Origin of the sequence: Aeromonas sp. sif2416 (genome assembly GCF_019218665.1) — a bacterium.
Classification (GTDB): domain Bacteria; phylum Pseudomonadota; class Gammaproteobacteria; order Enterobacterales; family Aeromonadaceae; genus Aeromonas; species Aeromonas encheleia.
Window position 1 is genome coordinate 613634 of record NZ_JAHUXC010000002.1, and the last position, 17677, is coordinate 631310.

General features: G+C 59.7%; 10 protein-coding genes, 1 tRNA gene and 1 pseudogene. 5 read left to right on the plus strand and 7 right to left on the minus strand.

Going from position 1 to position 17677, the window contains the following annotated elements; all coding sequences use genetic code 11:
- Positions 1-221: 221 nt before the first annotated feature.
- The 3 genes from KW821_RS06205 to KW821_RS06215 all read right to left on the minus strand — a co-directional run bounded on the left by KW821_RS06205 (position 222) and on the right by KW821_RS06215 (position 1536).
- Positions 222-632, minus strand: coding sequence for a low affinity iron permease family protein (locus KW821_RS06205; protein WP_033130410.1), 411 nt, complete (start codon positions 630-632; stop codon positions 222-224).
- Positions 633-652: 20 nt separating this feature from the next.
- Positions 653-1108: a VOC family protein gene (locus KW821_RS06210; RefSeq protein ID WP_218290797.1), complete on the minus strand. Its 456-nt coding sequence runs from the start codon at positions 1106-1108 to the stop codon at positions 653-655.
- A 176-nt stretch (positions 1109-1284) separates the two neighbouring features.
- Positions 1285-1536 (minus strand): GlsB/YeaQ/YmgE family stress response membrane protein, encoded by a 252-nt coding sequence (locus KW821_RS06215; RefSeq protein ID WP_033129246.1) that lies wholly within the window; start codon positions 1534-1536, stop codon positions 1285-1287.
- 21 nt (positions 1537-1557) lie between these two features.
- On the opposite strand from KW821_RS06215, the pseudogene KW821_RS06220 reads away from it, so the two are divergent.
- Positions 1558-1720, plus strand: a pseudogene (locus KW821_RS06220) (IS66 family transposase); the annotation flags it as partial.
- Positions 1721-1937: 217 nt separating this feature from the next.
- Positions 1938-2255, plus strand: a complete 318-nt coding sequence (locus KW821_RS06225) for a BON domain-containing protein (protein WP_218290798.1) — start codon at positions 1938-1940, stop codon at positions 2253-2255.
- A 193-nt stretch (positions 2256-2448) separates the two neighbouring features.
- On the opposite strand, the gene KW821_RS06230 is transcribed toward KW821_RS06225, so the two are convergent.
- Positions 2449-2757: a hypothetical protein gene (locus KW821_RS06230; RefSeq protein WP_218290799.1), complete on the minus strand. Its 309-nt coding sequence runs from the start codon at positions 2755-2757 to the stop codon at positions 2449-2451.
- 374 nt (positions 2758-3131) lie between these two features.
- Between KW821_RS06230 and KW821_RS06235 the strand changes: the two genes are divergently transcribed.
- Positions 3132-3857 carry a Crp/Fnr family transcriptional regulator gene (locus KW821_RS06235; RefSeq protein ID WP_218290800.1) on the plus strand — a complete coding sequence of 242 codons (726 nt, stop codon included), beginning with the start codon at positions 3132-3134 and terminating at the stop codon, positions 3855-3857.
- 98 nt (positions 3858-3955) lie between these two features.
- Here KW821_RS06235 and KW821_RS06240 read toward each other — a convergent pair whose 3' ends face one another.
- From KW821_RS06240 to KW821_RS06250, 3 genes are all read right to left on the minus strand, one after another.
- Complete coding sequence (locus tag KW821_RS06240; RefSeq protein ID WP_218290801.1) at positions 3956-12484, minus strand: GH36-type glycosyl hydrolase domain-containing protein; 8529 nt, start codon at positions 12482-12484, stop codon at positions 3956-3958.
- Positions 12485-13149: 665 nt separating this feature from the next.
- Positions 13150-13225: transfer RNA gene (locus KW821_RS06245), tRNA-Thr, on the minus strand.
- 86 nt (positions 13226-13311) lie between these two features.
- Positions 13312-14052, minus strand: coding sequence for a phosphatase (locus KW821_RS06250; RefSeq protein ID WP_218290802.1), 741 nt, complete (start codon positions 14050-14052; stop codon positions 13312-13314).
- Positions 14053-14541: 489 nt separating this feature from the next.
- Here KW821_RS06250 and KW821_RS06255 point away from each other — a divergent pair, with 489 nt between their 5' ends.
- Both KW821_RS06255 and KW821_RS06260 read left to right on the plus strand, forming a co-directional pair.
- Positions 14542-15195 (plus strand): TetR/AcrR family transcriptional regulator, encoded by a 654-nt coding sequence (locus tag KW821_RS06255; protein WP_033129885.1) that lies wholly within the window; start codon positions 14542-14544, stop codon positions 15193-15195.
- Positions 15196-15243: 48 nt separating this feature from the next.
- Positions 15244-17568 carry an acyl-CoA dehydrogenase gene (locus KW821_RS06260; RefSeq protein WP_033129884.1) on the plus strand — a complete coding sequence of 775 codons (2325 nt, stop codon included), beginning with the start codon at positions 15244-15246 and terminating at the stop codon, positions 17566-17568.
- The last annotated feature ends 109 nt before the right edge of the window (positions 17569-17677 follow it).

Below are 17677 nucleotides of genomic sequence, written 5' to 3' on the forward strand. Positions count from 1 at the left end.
TTCCTGCTAACACGAGAACCTGTGCCTTGCTACTTGGCTACACCGCCCCCTGTGTTGGGCGAGCCACTCATCGACGCTCTGCAGCGCAGGATTCAGTTCCCGACTGGTGGCAAGGTTGCGGCAGCCACAAGAAACGTCATTAAAGCAGGCCCACGTTGGCAAACACCGGCACACTGGACCACAGAGGCGTAGGCAATAGCAGCGATGAGAGGGATGCTCTTCTATGGTTCGGGTGAGCCCGTGTCTTTGTTACCCAGCGTCAGCTCCGATCGGGCGGCTGCGGCCAGTGCCTGGTACTTCACCTTGAACGCGTCCAGGTTCTCCTCTTCCAGCTCCTCGAGATCGAGCAGCGCGTTGTGCGCGCCTTGGGTTGCCCGAATGAGTTCATCCAACTTGATCTGAATGGCTTCGGTGTCGCGGTTCTGGGTGTTCTGGATGAGGAAGACCATCAGGAAGGTGATGATCGTCGTGCCGGTGTTGATCACGAGTTGCCAGGTGTCACTGAAGCCGAACAACGGGCCGGTGACTACCCACACCAGGATGACCCCCACCGCGAGCGAAAACACTCTGGGTCTGCCGCAAAAGTGCGCGGCGGCTTTCGCAAAACGGGAGTACCAGACTGCATTGCGCATGGGGGCTTCCTTCTCGGCGGCTAAGGTTTGACATCAGGAGCGGCGCCCGGCTGGGTGACCTCTTCTCGATAAAGAGCTGCAGCCAGCGCCCCTGCTATTTGCTGGTGCTCATAGGACGTTATCTCGAACGGATTTCCGTCGGGGTCGCTGAAGTCGAGTGACCAGGCGAGATGGTGATCGACAGCCTCTACGCCATGGCCGAGGACGGCAGACAGATGGGCACGCCAGGCAAGAAACGCCGCGGCCGTGGTGCGAAGGGCGACGACGGAATGGCACTTTTCGACGGGACGCTCGAACAGCGCGAGCTGGACGGTAGCTGCCGCATTGCCCAGGGTCAGCGGGCCCTGCGCCGACAGCCAGGGTTCACACTCTGGCTGGCGGTGCAACCCCAGCACCCGTGCGTACCAGGCTTCCGACTGCGCACGATTGGCAACATGAATGTGGACGTGGTCAAGACAGTCGAGCGTGGGTGCCATCACCGGCTCCTCAAGTGGTGAATGTGATCCAAGGCGTTCGCGATGGGGTGCCATGCCTGTGCTCATCCCTGTGCGTCGGGGAATAGGTGATAGCCCTGTGTGACGCGCGCCGAACCATCATTCAGAACCTCATCCCTGCACATTGTCCGGATTCCGGATAAAAAGCTCGGATGCTCCTATACACGTCTGATGATGCGCACGATCAGGAGCAGCACGACGGCCCCTATCGTCGCTACCAGGATGCTGCCGAACAGACCACCGCCCATGGCGACACCAAAGGTGGTGAACAGCCAGCCGCCAACAAAGGCACCGAGCACACCCACGACGAGATCGCCAATCAGTCCGAAGCCGCCCCCTTTGACCAGCACTCCCGCCAGCCAACCGGCGATCAATCCCACGATGAGAAACCACAGCATGTTCTCACTCATATCATTCTCCTTGCTCTTCGTTGGTCTGATCGCGGCGAGCTATTTCGCCGACGCATCTGGTCGTTGGTGGATACGGGCAAACGACTGGGCCGTTGCCTGCAGAAGTAGCTACGAACGGGTCCACATCGAGACGGCGGATTATCCCATTCCTGCGAAACTGATGCCGTCAACCCCGTCCCGGTGAGCAATTACTTACTTTGTTCGGCAGCGTACAGACGGGAGAGGCAAGTAAGGATAGTTTAGGTGTGTTATCAGGATAGATAGGGTCGGGAGTCAATATTTGACCCAATGTTCGTCATATATCAACCACTGCCTATTGGGAGTGCCATAGCATGGGCAGAGTGCTGTCCTTGTTATCTTGTTGATTGGCACTCTACCGTCAAGTTGGAGTCATGCTTATCATGAAAAACCTATACAGTATTGCCAGAAATTTTGCAGCAATAGCCTTGCTATCAGTCGCTGTGGTTGGTTGTGCGTCAACGGCCAATAAAGAGGGGACGGGGGAGTATATTGATGACTCCGTAGTCACCACCAAGGTCATGTCTGCTATTTTTGCCGATCCAGACCTCAAGTCAGCTGAAATCAATGTAGAAACCTTCAAAGGCGTAGTGCAGCTCAGTGGCTTCGTCAGTAAAGAGGCCAATATTTCAAAAGCCGGTGCCGTAGCCGCTGGTGTCGAAGGGGTGACCTCAGTGAAGAACAATCTGCATCTTAAGTAATAGAGTGAGTTTATTTTATAGACAGCAGTAAAACACACCGTCCAGTCGATGTGTTTTACTGCTGTATATTATCTGTGGTGCCATGACTTATTGTTAATAACCGAAAATGAGTTTATATGCATGGGCATATTTTAACTTAATTTAATGATTTCCATAGAGTCATGCAAAAATCGGCGCTTGGGGCGCGGTATGATTAAAAAAATATCCAGGCCAGCAGAAATCCGACCACCATTGCCAGCAGCATATAGCTCATGGGATTGATCTTGATTTGAGTTCGCACTTTTTTGAAATACGAGTCCTTTGCTTCTTGTAAGTCCTTATTTTTGTCGTTGAAGGTGGTCGTTGCCGAGTTTACCGCATCGGCGACTTTGTTGACTACTTCATGGGTACTTTGGGTCATCTGCTCGACAGCCGGATGTGTCCCATTAGCAGGGGTGACGATTTTTGGCTGAGGGGCGCCTTTCGTGCCAGTGGTGCTGCTACTCTTGTCGGATGTGATCATGATAGTTCTCCATATTCGATGTGATATATCTGTGGTATCAGACTTCGTATATTCGGTGTTGGCCAGCCCCGCGATGACATTCATTATTGATGACATCACATTATATTAACCCGCGGGGCAGGGCTCTTCTTGTCACGTCATTCACTGATTATGCCATTGCATATGCGGTGAATATCCCTCGAGTGTGGCGTGTCGACGTTTTGATGTCGGTTCGTTGTAGCACATAGGCACGAGTATTTTTGCCCTGCAAATAGAAAGTCAACGCAGATAACCGATGTCAAAGAGACTTTATTGGCGCCGTTGTGGTTGGTTTTCATCCACCCAGTAGATTTTTGTATATCCTTGTTGGGTGAAAAAATAACATAGGAAAAGGTATGTCAGCACATCATCCACTGCAGAATCATTTGCTGGCGGCCTTGCCTGCAGAGGTCTATCAGCGTTTGTTGCCGCATCTTGAATATATCGAGTTACCACTGGGTAAGGTGTTGTACGAATCTGGTGATACCCTGCGTTATGTCTACTTTCCCATCGATTGCATCGTCTCATTACTGTACGTGATGCAAGATGGCGCCTCGGCGGAGATCTCCGTGGTCGGCAATGAAGGACTCATCGGGGTGGCGTTGTTTATGGGGGGTGAGAGCACGACGAGCCGGGCCCTGGTGCAGAGCGCAGGCCATGCCTACCGTCTCAAGGGGAACTTGCTGAAAACCGAGTTCAACCTGCATGGGGACATGTTGCATCTGGTGTTGCGTTACACCCAGGCACTGCTGACTCAAATGGCCCAGACGGCGGTATGCAATCGTCACCATACCATCGATCAACAGCTCTGCCGCTGGTTGCTGCTGTCACTGGACAGGCTGGCCGGCGATCAGCTCTCAATGACCCAGGAGCTGATTTCCAACATGTTGGGGGTTCGCCGGGAAGGGGTGACGGATGCGGCAGGCAAGCTGCAGAAGCTGGGTGTCATCGAGTACAGCCGTGGTCATATTACCGTGCTGGACAGACCCAAGCTTGAGCAGCTCTGCTGCGAATGTTATGCCGTGGTGAAGGCGGAAACAGACCGCCTGTTACCCTATCTACCCAAAAAAACCAGGCCCTGACGCCATCCCGCTTTCGCCAGTCGATGCGAGACACGCATATGGCATGCTCCCGCATGTGATGCGAATTACAACGGTGAGCCAGTGTCCACAGCCTCGCGCTAAGGGGCATGGCATGGCATCGTGATGTGAAGCTGATGGTGGCCACCATCCAGTGGTACTCGTAAAGGTGCGTCACTTGGGGGGAGCGCGACCCCATCCAGTCGAATGATGCTGGTTTGTCTCTCCGACGGCTCCCCTATGTCTACCTCTATGCTGTAGCGGGTGGCGTCCATCGTTATCTCGGCGCTAAATCCTGGCCAATGTCTGGGCAAGTGAGGATCGATACGTAAAAAATGCCCCTCACGATGTATCCCCAATATGCCCTCAATGCCGGCCTGATACATCCAGCCTGCCGCTCCCGTGTACCAGGTCCAGCCACCACGACCAATGTGCGGCGCGACAGAGTAGATATCTGCCGCCATGACATAGGGTTCAACCTTGTAGCGTTCAACGTCAGCGGCATTCTGGGCATGATTGATGGGGTTGAGCAGTGCGAACAGGTTATGAGCCTTGTTGCACTCACCGAGCCTTGAAAAGGCAAGGATGGCCCAGGTCGCGGCATGGGTGTATTGGCCACCATTTTCGCGCAATCCAGGCGGATAGCCGCGAATATAGCCCGGGTTTTGAGTCAGCTTATCGAAGGGAGGGCTAAAGAGCAGCGCCAGCGCCTCATCGTAGCGGATCAGGTATTTCTCCAGGGATTGCATCGCCGTCATGGCACGGGTGGGATCGGCAACACCCGACAGGATGGCCCAGGACTGGGCGATAGAGTCTATCTGGCACTCAGGGCTATCTTTTGAGCCCAGCCAGGTGCCGTCATCGAAGGTCGCCCGACGATACCAGGCGCCATCCCAGGCTTTGCGTTCCAACGCGACCCCCACCCGCTGGGCATGGGCCTCCCAGCGCTCGGCGCGCGGGTCTTGACGGGAGCGGGCCAAGGGGGCGAACAGCATGATGGTGCGCAGCAGCAACCAGCCCAGCCAGACACTCTCTCCCTTGCCTTCGCTGCCGACCAGATTCATGCCATCGTTCCAGTCCCCCGAGCCGATGGGGGGCAGGCCATTGCTGCCCGTCAGCTCTATGGCTTGATCCAGTCCGCGAGCGCAATGTTCAAACAGGGAGGCCGATTCGTCGGAGATGGCTGGCAGGAAGAAGGCATCCTGTTCGTTCAGGCCCAGTTGCGGGCCTTCCAGAAACGGAATGATCTCATCGAGAATGGCGTCATCGGCCGTGTCTAGAATGTAGGTGGCCGTCGCGAAGGCTAACCAAATCCTGTCATCAGAGATCCGGGTGCGCACCCCTTGTCCGGAATGGGGCAGCCACCAGTGCTGGACATCACCTTCAATAAACTGGCGCGCCGCGGCACGCAGCAAATGTTGTCTGGTGGCCTGGGGCTGGGCAAAGCTGAGCGCCATTCCATCTTGCAGTTGATCGCGAAAACCATAGGCCCCCCCGGCCTGATAAAACGCCGAGCGAGCCCAGACTCGGCAAGCGAGTGTCTGATACAACAGCCAGCCATTGAGCATGATATCCATGGCTCTGTCAGGGGTCTTGACCTGGATGGCCCCAAGCAGTGCCTGCCATTGGCTGGCCACCTCGTCTTGCACAACATCGAGATCCTGACGATAGCGGGTGACAAGGGCACTGGCCTGCTCAGCCGAGCGCCCTTCGCCGAGCAGGATGACAAGCTCCAGGCGCTGACCCGGCGCAAGCAGGATCTCGGTCTGCAAGGCGGCGCAGGGATCCATTCCCGCACCCGTTCGGCAAGATAGCCGGTGGCGCCTTGTCAGCGCGGCGGGGGCAGACAGCTGTCCGTGGTTGCCGAGAAACTCCCTGCGATCGGCGGTCCAGCTGGTTTGCTGGCCGCCGAGATCGAAGAATGCGACCTGATTGGGGAAAGCGGTACTCCAGGGATTGTGTGCCAGCATGGCACCGGTCTGGGCATCCATCCGGGTGGTGATATAGGGGGCGGTCAGGGTGCGGGATGCGCCTAAAATCCATTCCACATAACCGGTGACCGTTAGTCGGCGTGGGGCTCGGGTGAGGTTGTGCAACGTCAGGCGAGAAATCTTGACGGGATCCGCGACGGGGACATATTGCAGCAGTTCGCTGTGGATCCCATGGGCCTGATGTTCGAAGCGGCAATAACCAAACCCATGACGAGCGATATAGCTGCCACCATCGCGAATGGGCTGGGCGGTGACGCTCCATAGCTCAAGCGTATCTTCATCGCGCAGGTAAATGACTTCCCCGCCGGGATCCGTCACGGGATCATTGGACCAGGCCGTCAGTTGGTTCTCTTTGCTGTTGTCGCTCCAGGTGTAACCGCTGCCTTCGGCGGAGGCCTGGAAACCAAAGTGGGGATTGGCCACCACATTGATCCAGGGCGCCGGGGTCATCTGCTCTTCGGTGAGCAAGGTGACGTACTCGCGACCCTCTTTGGCAAAGCCGCCCAGCCCATTGAAAAACTCCAGCTCTGGATGATGTGGATGCTTGAATGGCACGGCGTGCCGTGGTCTGACGACAGGCCCGGGTGGCGGGAACGGCGGAGAGTCGGGCAGGCGGGCCAGCTGCTGTTGCAGCGATCCACGGCGCGCCGTCAGCACGACACGCGCCGCCGCGAACAACAGATCGCGTACCTCGGGACTCATCAGATCGGTTCGCACCGTGTACACAGACCCTTGTGCCAGTTCGGCATGGAAGCGTGGCCGAGACTGGCTGCTGCGCACGGCGGTCTCGATGCTGTTTTGCAGATCTTGCACATAGGTGGAGGCGTGTTCATTGATGATCACCAGATCGACGGCAAGCCGCTTCATGCGCAGATACTCATGGGCGAGCAGCAGCTCGCGTACCTGAGCCAGGTCCTCGATATCGTCGATACGCAGCAGCAGTATGGGCAAATCACCCGAGATGGCCTGTTGCCAGAGCACGGACTGCGGTGCCAAGCCCTGCAGGATGGCATTTGAGGTGGCGCGAAAACGGGGGTCGGCGTAGAGCAAGGGGGCGGCCAGCCGTTGGAAGTTAGCGGCATCGGATGCCTGAATATTCAGGTGGTTCAGTTGTACCTGTGCCTGGGTCCAGGCCAGCGTCTTGGCGCGTTCAAAGGCATGACGGTTGCGGTGCTGATCGATGAGGTCGAGCAGAACCGATCGCGATGAGGCAACCAGGGTCCAGAAGACCACATGGGTAGTGCCGCCCGGCGGGACCTGCACCTGCTGGCGCAGCGAGAAGATGGGGTCGAGCACGGTGCCCGTGGTATCTGACAGCAGGGCCCCCCGCTGCAAGGCCTGCGCCGAGGCGACGGTCCGGCCACGGCCGATAAATCGGGCGCGATCGGATTCGTATTGGAGGATCCCCACGGATGGGCCCTCGACGGTGATGAAATGTGCCGCCCACACCTCAGCCTCCTCAGGGGATCTGGGGCGCCGGGTGGCAATCAGCGCCCCTGTCTCCGGCAGGTATTCGGTGACCACAAAGAGCTTGGCAAAGGCGGGATGGGCCCGATCGGCTTCCGCTGTGGTCAGCACTATTTCGGCGTAGGAGGTGAGCTCGATATCGCGGCGATGGCGGCCACGGTTGGTCAGCGAGACACGGCGTACCTCGCCATCCCCCTCACCCGACACCAGCACCTCCATGGTGGTGGTCAGACGGCCGTTCCGATGGAGGAAGTGGGCGCGATCCTCGGCAAACACGACCTCCTCCTCGTTGGTGGCGCGCCCCAGGGGCTGCGAGCAAGGAGACCAGGTCTCGCCACTTTGCACATCGTGCAGGAACAGGAAGTAGCCCAGGTGGTCACGGGTGCTGTCCGCCTGCCAACGGGTGATGGCGATGTCGCGCCAACGGCTGTAGCCCGCCCCCGCACTGGTGAGCATGACAGAGTAACGGCCATTGGAGAGCAGGTGAGTCACCGGGGCGCCGTGCACCGAGGACAACAACCGCCGTACCGCGCTGACGTCCTGGCGGCTCTGGGTCTGGGATGCCTTTATCTCGGCGCCACGCGTCCGGATGATGGTCATGTCCTGCGGTATCCGCTCCTGCAACAGCAGCTCACAGGCTTGAATGATGGGTTCTTGATGAAAGCGGGTGCGCATTCGTCCCTCTTGCAGCGCGTTGGCAATGGCCACCACCGTCATGCCCTGATGATGGGCCATGAAGTTCTGCACGACGGCAACCCGCTGATTGTCGGGCAACCGCGCCCGGGTGAAGTCCAGCGCCTCGTAAAAGCCGTAACGCCCAGCCCCTCCCTGCGTGGCCAGCCGCTCGAAATTCTTCAGTGCCGCGCCGGGGTTGATCATGGCCGCCAGCGCGGTGGCGTAGGGGGCTATCACGCGATCTTCCGCCAGCCCACGCTTGAGGGCCAAGCGAGGAATACCAAAGTTGGAGTATTGATAGGTGAACTCCAGGTCCCTGGCGTTGTAAGCCGACTCGGATATGCCCCATGGAATGCCGAGTGTACGGCCATAGCGGATCTGCAGCGCGACTATCAGGCGGTTGGTTTGCTCCAGCTGTGAGCCGATGGGGGTCCGCATGACCAGCGAGGGCATCAGGTATTCGAACATGGAGCCAGACCAGGAGATCAGCGCGCTGGCCTGTCCCACCGGGGTGACAGCTCGGCCCAGACGAAACCAGTGGCGGGTGGCGACATCGCCCTTGGCGATGGCAAACAGGCTGGCTAGCCTGGCCTCGGAGGCGAGCAGGTCGTAGCAACTGGTATCGAGCCGGTTATCGGTCAGGGAGTAACCGATGGAGAGCAGCTTGCGCTGTGAATTGAACAAGAACGCGAAGTCCATCCCCATGGCCAGCGCGCGCGCCGTGTCGGCGATGGCCTGCAACCGCAGTCGCAATGATGGCGGAAGTTGGGGGAACGACCGCTGATCCTCCGCATGCTCAGTCACCGCCAGCTTCAACGCATCCAGCCAGAAGGTGAGTTCAGCGCCCGCGAGTTGATCTCCGCTGCGGCAAAAATGGTGCGCCATGCTGGCGGTTTGCGCCGTCAGCTTGGCGAGTATGGGCAGCAGCTGCGCCATCGGCTGCTGGCCGAATAGCTGGTGGTGGATCTCGCCCAGATAGGCGGTGATCGCTTGCTGTGGCATGTTGGATTGTATGGTGTAGGGCTGGGCGAGATAGGCGTGCAGGGCCTGCTCGGCCAGCAGACAGTTGTCCTGCAAGCCACGTCGGGCGGCGCCGTAGCCGGGTTGTTGTTGCCAGTGTTCGCAGGCGGTTGCGACGACCAGCAGATGGCCTGCCAGGTTGCCACTGTCAACCGAAGAGACATAGGCGGGCTCCAGGGTTAGCAGGCTCCGGGTGTCATACCAGTTGAAGAAGTGGCCCTTGAAGCGAGGCAAGCGCTGCATCACTGCCAGGGTAGTTTCCAGTCGCTTGAGGGTGGCACCGAGCCCGGCCCAGCCGAAGTCGTTGGCCGCCAGGGTGGCGAGCAAATAGAGCCCCATGTTGGTGGGAGAGGTGCGATGGGCAATGACCTGCTCGGGGCTCTCCTGCACGTTGTCCGGTGGCAGCTGGTTGTCCTGGTCGGTGACGAAGGTCTCGAAATAGCGCCAGGTCTGGCGGGCTATCAGCCGCAGTGCCACGGCCTCCTTCACACTGCAAGTGAGCGTCTTGGCCTGACCGAAGGGCCGACTCGTCCAGTACGCGGCCAGCGGCGCCAGCAGCCAGAGCACGCCAAAGGGCAGCACCAGGGGCCAGGCGGTGGGGGTGCTGAGCAGGGTCATGGCGCTTGCGCCCATCCCCAGCACCACAGCCGTCGCCATCAGCCGATAAAATCCCACGCAGGCGAGGCGTGGTGATCCGGCAGTTTGCGCCGCTGTGGTCCACTCCAACAGGTGACGATGGGAGAAAGACAAGCGGAACAGGGTGCGCACTATGGCATCTGTCATGCGCCAGGCCTGATCGACCAGAAAGACCAGGCTGAGCAGCAACTGCATGGCGGCCCGTTGCAGGTTGTTGCCAATCTTGCCCAGGTGATGGCGCCATAAAATGTCCCGCCTGCGGGGAAGCAGATCGAAGAGCAGCGGCAAGAAGATCGGCAGCGCCAGCCCGGCAAGGAGCAGCAGCGTCGCCCTGATGCCGGTATCCAGTGGCAGTTGCCAGGCAACGAGCAGTGCCAACAGGGCGCTGGGGGGCAACAGCGAACGGCAGAGGTTATCAAACAGCTTCCAGCGCCCGACGAGGGGCAGGGCATCCGACCCGCGTCGAACATGACAGATCCAGCTCAGCAGTTGCCAGTCGCCTCTTGTCCAGCGGTGCTGGCGCTTGGCACTGACGTCATAGCGGGAGGGGAACTCCTCGACGACCTCGATATCGGTTGCCAGGCCCGCCAGTGCGAAGATCCCCTCGAACAGGTCATGGCTCAGGTGGCTGTTCTCTGGCACGCGCGCCTCCAGGGCGGCACCGAAGGCATCGACGTCGTAGATGCCCTTCCCGGTAAAAGAACCTTCGCCAAACAGGTCTTGATAGATGTCCGAGGAGGCGGCGGCGTAAGGGTCCATGCCACCGGGCCCTGAGTAGATCCACTGGTAATAGGATCCATCCTGCCCCACTGGCAGCGAGGGGGTCACCCGTGGCTGAAGAATGCCGTAGCCCTGGGTGACGCGTTGGTGATCCGCATCTAGGCAAGCCCGGTTGAGAGGGTGAGCCATCTTGGCAATCAGTCGGCTGGCGGTATCCCGAGGCAGGCGGGTGTCCGCATCCAGCGTGATCACATAGCGCACCGACCCCGGGACTGTGGGTGGCTGCCCATCGAGCGCCATGAAGCTGGTATCGGTGGCGCCGCGCAGCAAGCGGTTCAGTTCATGGAGCTTGCCCCGCTTGCGCTCCCATCCCATCCAGCAGCCCTCGCCGGGGTTGAACCGGCGATGACGATGGAGCAACAGGAAACGATCGCCAGCAGGCCCAGGGCCATGTTTGCGGTTCAACTCGGCAATGGCCTGACGGGCGTTGGCCAGCAGGGCGTCGTCATCGGGCATGATCTCCTGGTCGGCATCCATACCATCGCAGAGCAGCGCAAACGTGAGGTCGCCCCCGATCCCTGACAGATGATGAACCTCCAGTTGGCCGACCTGAGCCCGCATATCGGCGTGAGAGGTCAACAGGGTGGGGATGACCACCAGGGTACGCAGCGAGGAGGGCACGCCGTGGCGGAGATCCATGGCGGGTAAGGGTCTTGGCACCAGATGACCACCCAGGAGGCTGTTGATCAAGGCGATGGCGGCCCCCTGCGCAGGCAGGCATGCGAACAGGATGAAGGGGATGAGCCAGAGGGAGTCGCGCCCTGGCCCCGTGAGGAGGCCATAGGTGAGAGCCAGCAAGGCGATCGTCAGCAGGGCGATGATGCCGATATAGCCCACAATGCCGAGTCTGGCGTGGATGCGGTGCAGGCGAAGCCCTGGTGGCGGGCGAAAATTCAGCGTTTTTTCCAGTGCGAGTCGGCCTTCGGCAATCAGGTGATAGCCGGGATCCTGTGCTCTTCGCTGGATGTCGTCCGGGGGGGCATGGGTAGCCTGCGCCGTGGCAGCCAAGACGCTGGTCGTGACGGCCAACTCGTCATGGGGAGAAAATCGGGCCAACTGCTCGATGGCACAGCGATAGAGATTGCGGGTGGCGAAATCCATGCTGGCAAAGTCACTGCCAGTGCGTAACTGCTGGTCTACCAGGCTCATCTCCTCAAACAGATCGCTCCAGTCGATGTCCGAGATGAGGCGCATGCTGGTGATGATGTTGCGCACCGTGACGTTAGAGGCCCCCTGTCGCTGTTGTGCATGCCTCACCACCTTTTCCACCGAGGATCCTTGCTGAGCGAGTCGCTCTTCCAGCCAGCCGAGGGCAGGGGTGGTCAATGGATCCTGATCCCGTAGTTGTTTGGCCAACTGGGCGGCAAAGAGCTCAGAGAGAGGGCTGTCGGCGCGTGCGGCAATGTTTTCGTTTAGCGCGGACAAGGCGGAGGCAGAGACAAGGAGCCGTGAACAGAGCGCGTCCGCATCGGCTCTGATGCGCCGTGCGAGCGTGATCTGCTCGGCGAGACGGCGCAGGTTCTCGATAAGGACGATCCTGAGGGTGATGGAGACGGCCCACAGCTCGCCGATGGTCAGGGGTTGCACCCGTTGATAAGCCTGGATGAAACGGCTCAGGATCTCGGGGTCGAAGTGACTGTCGTTGTGTGCAACGAATGCCCAGGCAATCCCGAAGACCCTGGGGTAACCGGCCAGTGGCCCCCCCGCCAGCTTTGGCAGTTGGCGGTAGTAAGCGGCGGGAAGACTGCTGCGGATCTCCTGGATCTGGGTTTCGACCAGATGATAATTATCGAGGAACCACTCAGCCGCATGAGTCAGCTCGCGCCCCTGCTCCAGCTCGGCCGCGCTGGCCCGGTAGGCGGTGAGCAAGACCCTCTCATTTTCTTTCAAACGACGATGTAGCGGTTGCACCGCAATGGGCTGGGTCGTGACAGCTTGCGCCGCTGCCAACGTCATGGCATGAAGTTCCAACCGCTCGATACCGAACAGCTCTTCCCGGATGGGCACGTCATTTTGCCAAGGCGCTTGATGGCCAAACAGCCTGGCGTGCCAGCTACTCATCGGCTTGCCCTCGATGATGGGCCATGATGAGACATCAATTCGCTCTGTTCCCGGTTTGAAATATGCATGCTTGCTCCACTGTCTGCAGCTCGCTGAAGAGGCATGAAGGCTCATGATTTACCTGCCAAGGCATCATGAAGGGGTCAGGGACGGGCTCTCTTGCAATCGAGGTTTCTGCAAATACGGAGACTATGAGGGGTATACGGAGGGCTGTCGGTTCGTTAAGGCACATATAAAAACCCATTACGATATGTGGCCAGCTTTTCTTCTGTAACGGTATTTTGGTTTTTATTGATGCCGGTGGGGTGGAGTAGGAAGTGGGGTTTGTGTAGTGGGCCATGTACCCGGTGAGTGTGGCCTTCCGCCGTCAGTACCGGTTCAAGGCCATCCGAGCGCAAATGCCAATTAAAAGATCCAGTCAGTTGAGGCCCTAAGAACGACGGCCATTTCGACCCATCCCGAATTTCGGATAACCAACGCTGCTGGAACTGACCTCCCACACTCGGTACGAGTAGTCCCGGGCCAAGCGCTGATAGTTTCCTGCTGGTTCAATTCGACGGCTTGTAGTGGATCAATGAGGCTATTGCCTTACCCGAAATGTAACCACGGTGTAACCCCAGTCATGAAATTAACAAGGCCCGCATCGCTGCGGGCCTTGCTGTATCTGGTGCCGGTAAGAGGAGTCGAACCCCCGACCTTCGCATTACGAATGCGCTGCTCTACCAACTGAGCTATACCGGCCTGTCATTAGATTCCCGAAAATGTCCTGGCAAGTCAATGAGCCTGAATCAATTTCATGTGTCAGCTCATGGAGTTACAGGCGCTCTTCAGAGATCCACAAACTCCGGGATATGGGCGCGGCCACGGCTCTCGAGAAACTCGAGCAGGGCGCGAGGGGAACGTGCCAGGATCCGCTCCTCGGGGAAGCCTGCCTCGTTGACCAGTCGCTGGCAGTGTTCAAAATCCCCCAGGCTGAAGGCCACGTGGGAGTCGGAACCAAAGGTGAGATAGGCGCCCAGATCGCGCGCCGCCTCGACGATGGCGCGGCAGTTGTCTTCGCTGCCGGGGCGGGAGTGGATGAATGAGGAGTTGTTGAGCTCCAGCGCCACCCGGTATTCGGCCGCCGCCTTGACCACCGCCTGGATGTCGATGGGGAAGGCGGGGTTGCCGGGGTGGCTTATCATGTCGACCCGGCCACTCTTGATGGCGTTGATCATGGCCTGGGTGTGGGTGGCCTGATCGCAAGGGGGAAACACCGGCTCATGGAAACCGGCCATGATCATGTCGAGCCGCGACTCGTAGCGCTCGGGGAAGTCGATCTCGCCGTCGATGTTCTTGATGTTGGCCTCGATGCCGCGCAGGATGCCGACCCCGTCGACCACCCTGGGCAGCACATGCAGGTTGACGAAGTGCCAGAAGTGGGGGGCGTCGGCCATATCCGGGCCGTGATCCGTGGTGGCGAACAGCTTGATCCCCTTCGCCTTGGCGATGGGCAGGTAGTCATGAATGGTGCTGTAGGCGTGGGTGCTGGCGACGGTGTGCGTGTGGGTATCGACCTGGTACTTCATCTTATCTCCCCTCTGGCATGAGGCGTCAGCATAGCAAGATTAGCGGGGTCGGGCCATGTGGTGGCCTGCCATACTTTGTCACAAATTACGGCGAGACTGACAAAGTCTGACCATCTTTGCCTGTCAGGATGGAGCCATCGATGCAAGCCTGAACACCCATCGATGAGCCGGATCAGGATGGTTTGGCTCTCTTTTCCCCACCGTCGCCCCTGCGACGGTTTTTTTTTGCCCGATTTTTCATCGAAGGGGCGCCATCGTGCCTTGCCGGATAAAAGTCGGATAAAAAAAGGCCCAACGAGCATGGCGCAGGTTGGGCGAGACTTAATGTTTAATTGCAGTGGCATAGATATAGAGTCCCGTTGGTCAGCTAAGTTCCCGCCCTGTTCTCCCTTTTTTGATTAAAACATTTCGCTAACGCCTGTTCACATTCTCTTGACATGGATGTGCATGAAACGTACTTTTTAAACATTCGTTTAAGTGAGGTGTCCAGTGAGCAAAATCGATACCAAAAACCGTATTCTCGATGCCGCCGAGGTGTTGTTCGCCGAACGGGGGTTCGCCGATACCTCCCTGCGTCTGATCACCAGCGAAGCCGACGTCAACCTGGCGTCGGTCAACTACCACTTCGGCTCCAAGAAGGAGCTGATCCAGGCGGTGCTCGATCGCTATCTGAGCCTGTTCATGCCGGAGCTGGATGCGCGTCTGCATACCCTGATGGCGCAGGAGCAGCTGACCCTGCTGCAGGTGTTCGAGAGCTTTGTCGAGCCCCTGATGAAGCTGGTGGCGGTGCGTGCCAATGGTCCCGCCATCTTCATGCAACTGCTGGGCCGTGGCTACATCGACAGCCAGGGTCACCTGCGTCGCTTCATCACTACCCACTATGGCGCGACCCTGCAGCGGATCACCCAGGCGATTTCCAAGGCCAATCCGGCGCTGTCGCCGGCGGATCTGTTCTGGCGCCTGCACTTCACCCTGGGCACGGTCGTGTTCACCATGGCCTCCGCCGATGCCCTGCGCGACATCGCTCAGGCCGACTTCGGTCAGCAGCTCGATGTGGAAGGGCTGGTGCGCAACGTTATTCCTTACCTGGCGTCCGGTGTCGGGGCGCCCGTGGAGTCGACCAGGCTCTCCCTGGCCGTGTAACAGCTAACAATAAATCAACGGAAACAGTGAAATAGAAGGAACTTGAGTATGATCACATTGCTTATCCTGCTGGTGCTGGCGATAGCCGTTGTGCTCGGCGTGCCCGCCATCCGTAAAAAGGTGGTGACCCGTCCCGTGTTCGGCGTCTTCAAGAAGATACTGCCGCCCCTGTCGGCCACCGAGCGGGAGGCCATGGAAGCCGGCTCCGTCTGGTGGGATGGCGAGCTGTTCCGCGGCAACCCCGACTGGAAGAAGCTGCACGGCTACGGCAAGGCCGAGCTGAGCGCCGAGGAGCAGGCCTTCATCGACCATCAGGTCGAGACCCTGCTCGCCATGGTGGACGACTTCAAGATCGTCAACGAGACCAAGGAGCTGCCGGAGCAGGTCTGGGATTATCTGAAGAAGGAAGGCTTCTTCGCCCTGATCATCCCGAAATCCTACGGTGGCCGTGAGTTCTCCGCCATCGCCAACTCCACCATAGTCACCCGCATCGCCACCAAGAGCCTGAGCGTGGCGGTCACCGTCATGGTGCCCAACTCCCTCGGCCCGGGCGAGCTGCTGATGCACTACGGCACCCAGGCCCAGAAGGATTTCTGGCTGCCGGGGCTGGCCAATGGCAAAGAGGTGCCCTGTTTCGCCCTGACCGGCCCGGAAGCGGGCTCGGATGCGGGCGCCATCCCGGACAAGGGGATCGTCTGCAAGGGGCTGTACAAGGGTGAGGAAGTGCTCGGCATCCGCCTGAACTGGAACAAGCGTTACATCACCCTGGCGCCGCGCGCCACCGTGCTGGGGCTGGCGTTCAAGCTGTATGACCCGGAAAAACTGCTGGGTGGCAAGGAAGAGCTCGGCATCACCTGTGCCCTGATCCCGACCAGCCACCCGGGTGTGCGGGTCGGCGATCGCCACTATCCCATGGGGCTGGCGTTCCTGAACGGCCCGACCTTCGGCAAGGACGTGTTCATCCCGCTCGACTGGATCATCGGCGGCCCGGAATACGCCGGTCGTGGCTGGCGCATGCTGGTCGAATGCCTCTCCGCCGGCCGCGGCATCTCGCTGCCTGCGCTCGGGACCGCCTGTGGTCACATGGCCAGCCGCACCGTGAGCGCCTACTCCTATGTGCGCAAGCAGTTCGGCATGTCCATCGGCAAGTTCGAGGGAGTGCAGGAGGCGCTGGCCCGCATCGGCGGCCTGACCTATCAGCTGGAAGGGGCCCGTCGCATGACCGCAGGCTCGCTGGACTTGGGCCAGGCGCCGGCCATCGTCACCGCCATCTCCAAGTACCACATGACCGAAATGGCGCGCCAGATCATGGATGACTCCATGGACATCCACGCCGGTCGCGCCATCCAGCTGGGGCCGAAGAACTACACCGGCTACGCCTACATGGGCATTCCGGTGGCCATCACGGTGGAGGGGGCCAACATCCTGACCCGCAACCTGATGATCTTCGGCCAGGGGGCGACCCGTTGCCATCCCTACGTGTTTGCCGAGCTGGAAGCGGCGGCCGACACCGACGTGGAGCGCGGCCTCGAGAAGTTCGACGGCCTGCTGATGAAGCACGTGGCGTTCGGTGCCGGCAACTTCTTCGGCGCCCTGTTCCAGGGGCTGACCCTGGGCCAGTTCAACGGCGCCCCGGTGGGGGGCGAGACCGCCCGCTACTACAAGCAGCTGTCCCGCATGAGTAAAGGGCTGGCGCTCTGCGCCGACGTCTCCATGCTGATGCTGGGGGGCGATCTCAAGCGCAAGGAGATGATCTCCGCCCGCCTGGGTGACGTGCTGAGCCACCTCTATCTGGCCTCTTCCACCCTCAAGCACTACGAGGATCAGGGCCGCATGGTCTCGGATCTGCCGTTCGTGCAGTATGCGGTGGAGCGCAACCTCTATCTGATCGGCAAGGCGTTCGAGGGCTTCTTCCAGAACTTCCCGAACAAGGTGGTGGGGGCCGTGCTCAAGCGGGTGGTGTTCCCGTTCGGCGTCGGTTACCAGATGCCGGCCGACGATCGTTGCCACGCCATCTGCTCGGCCATGATGAAGCCGGGTGAGTTCCGCGACCGTCTGACCGCGCTCTGCTATGTGGGCAAGGAGGAGTCGGATCCGGTCGGTCAGATGGAGCGTGCCTTCCTGGCCATGGTATCGGTACAACCCATCGAGAAGAAGCTGGTGCAGGCCCAGAAAGAGGGCAGGTTGCCACGCAAGATGGCGCTGCCGGAGCTGGTGGCTGCCGCCCTGTCCCAGTCCATCCTGAGCCAGGAGGAGGCCGACAAGCTGCTGGCCGCCGACGCCCTGCGCTACGAGGCCATCCAGGTTGACAACTTCGCCCCGGGCGAGCTGGAAGGACTGTCTCAACCGGCCCCGGTGGTGCACGCCGCCTGAGTCTGAACCCGAACCAAAAACCGGCCCAAGTGGCCGGTTTTTTCGTTTGTTAACCAAGCATTTACAATATCGATTAATTCCAGTTTAATGCAGTGGCCCCCACCCTTGG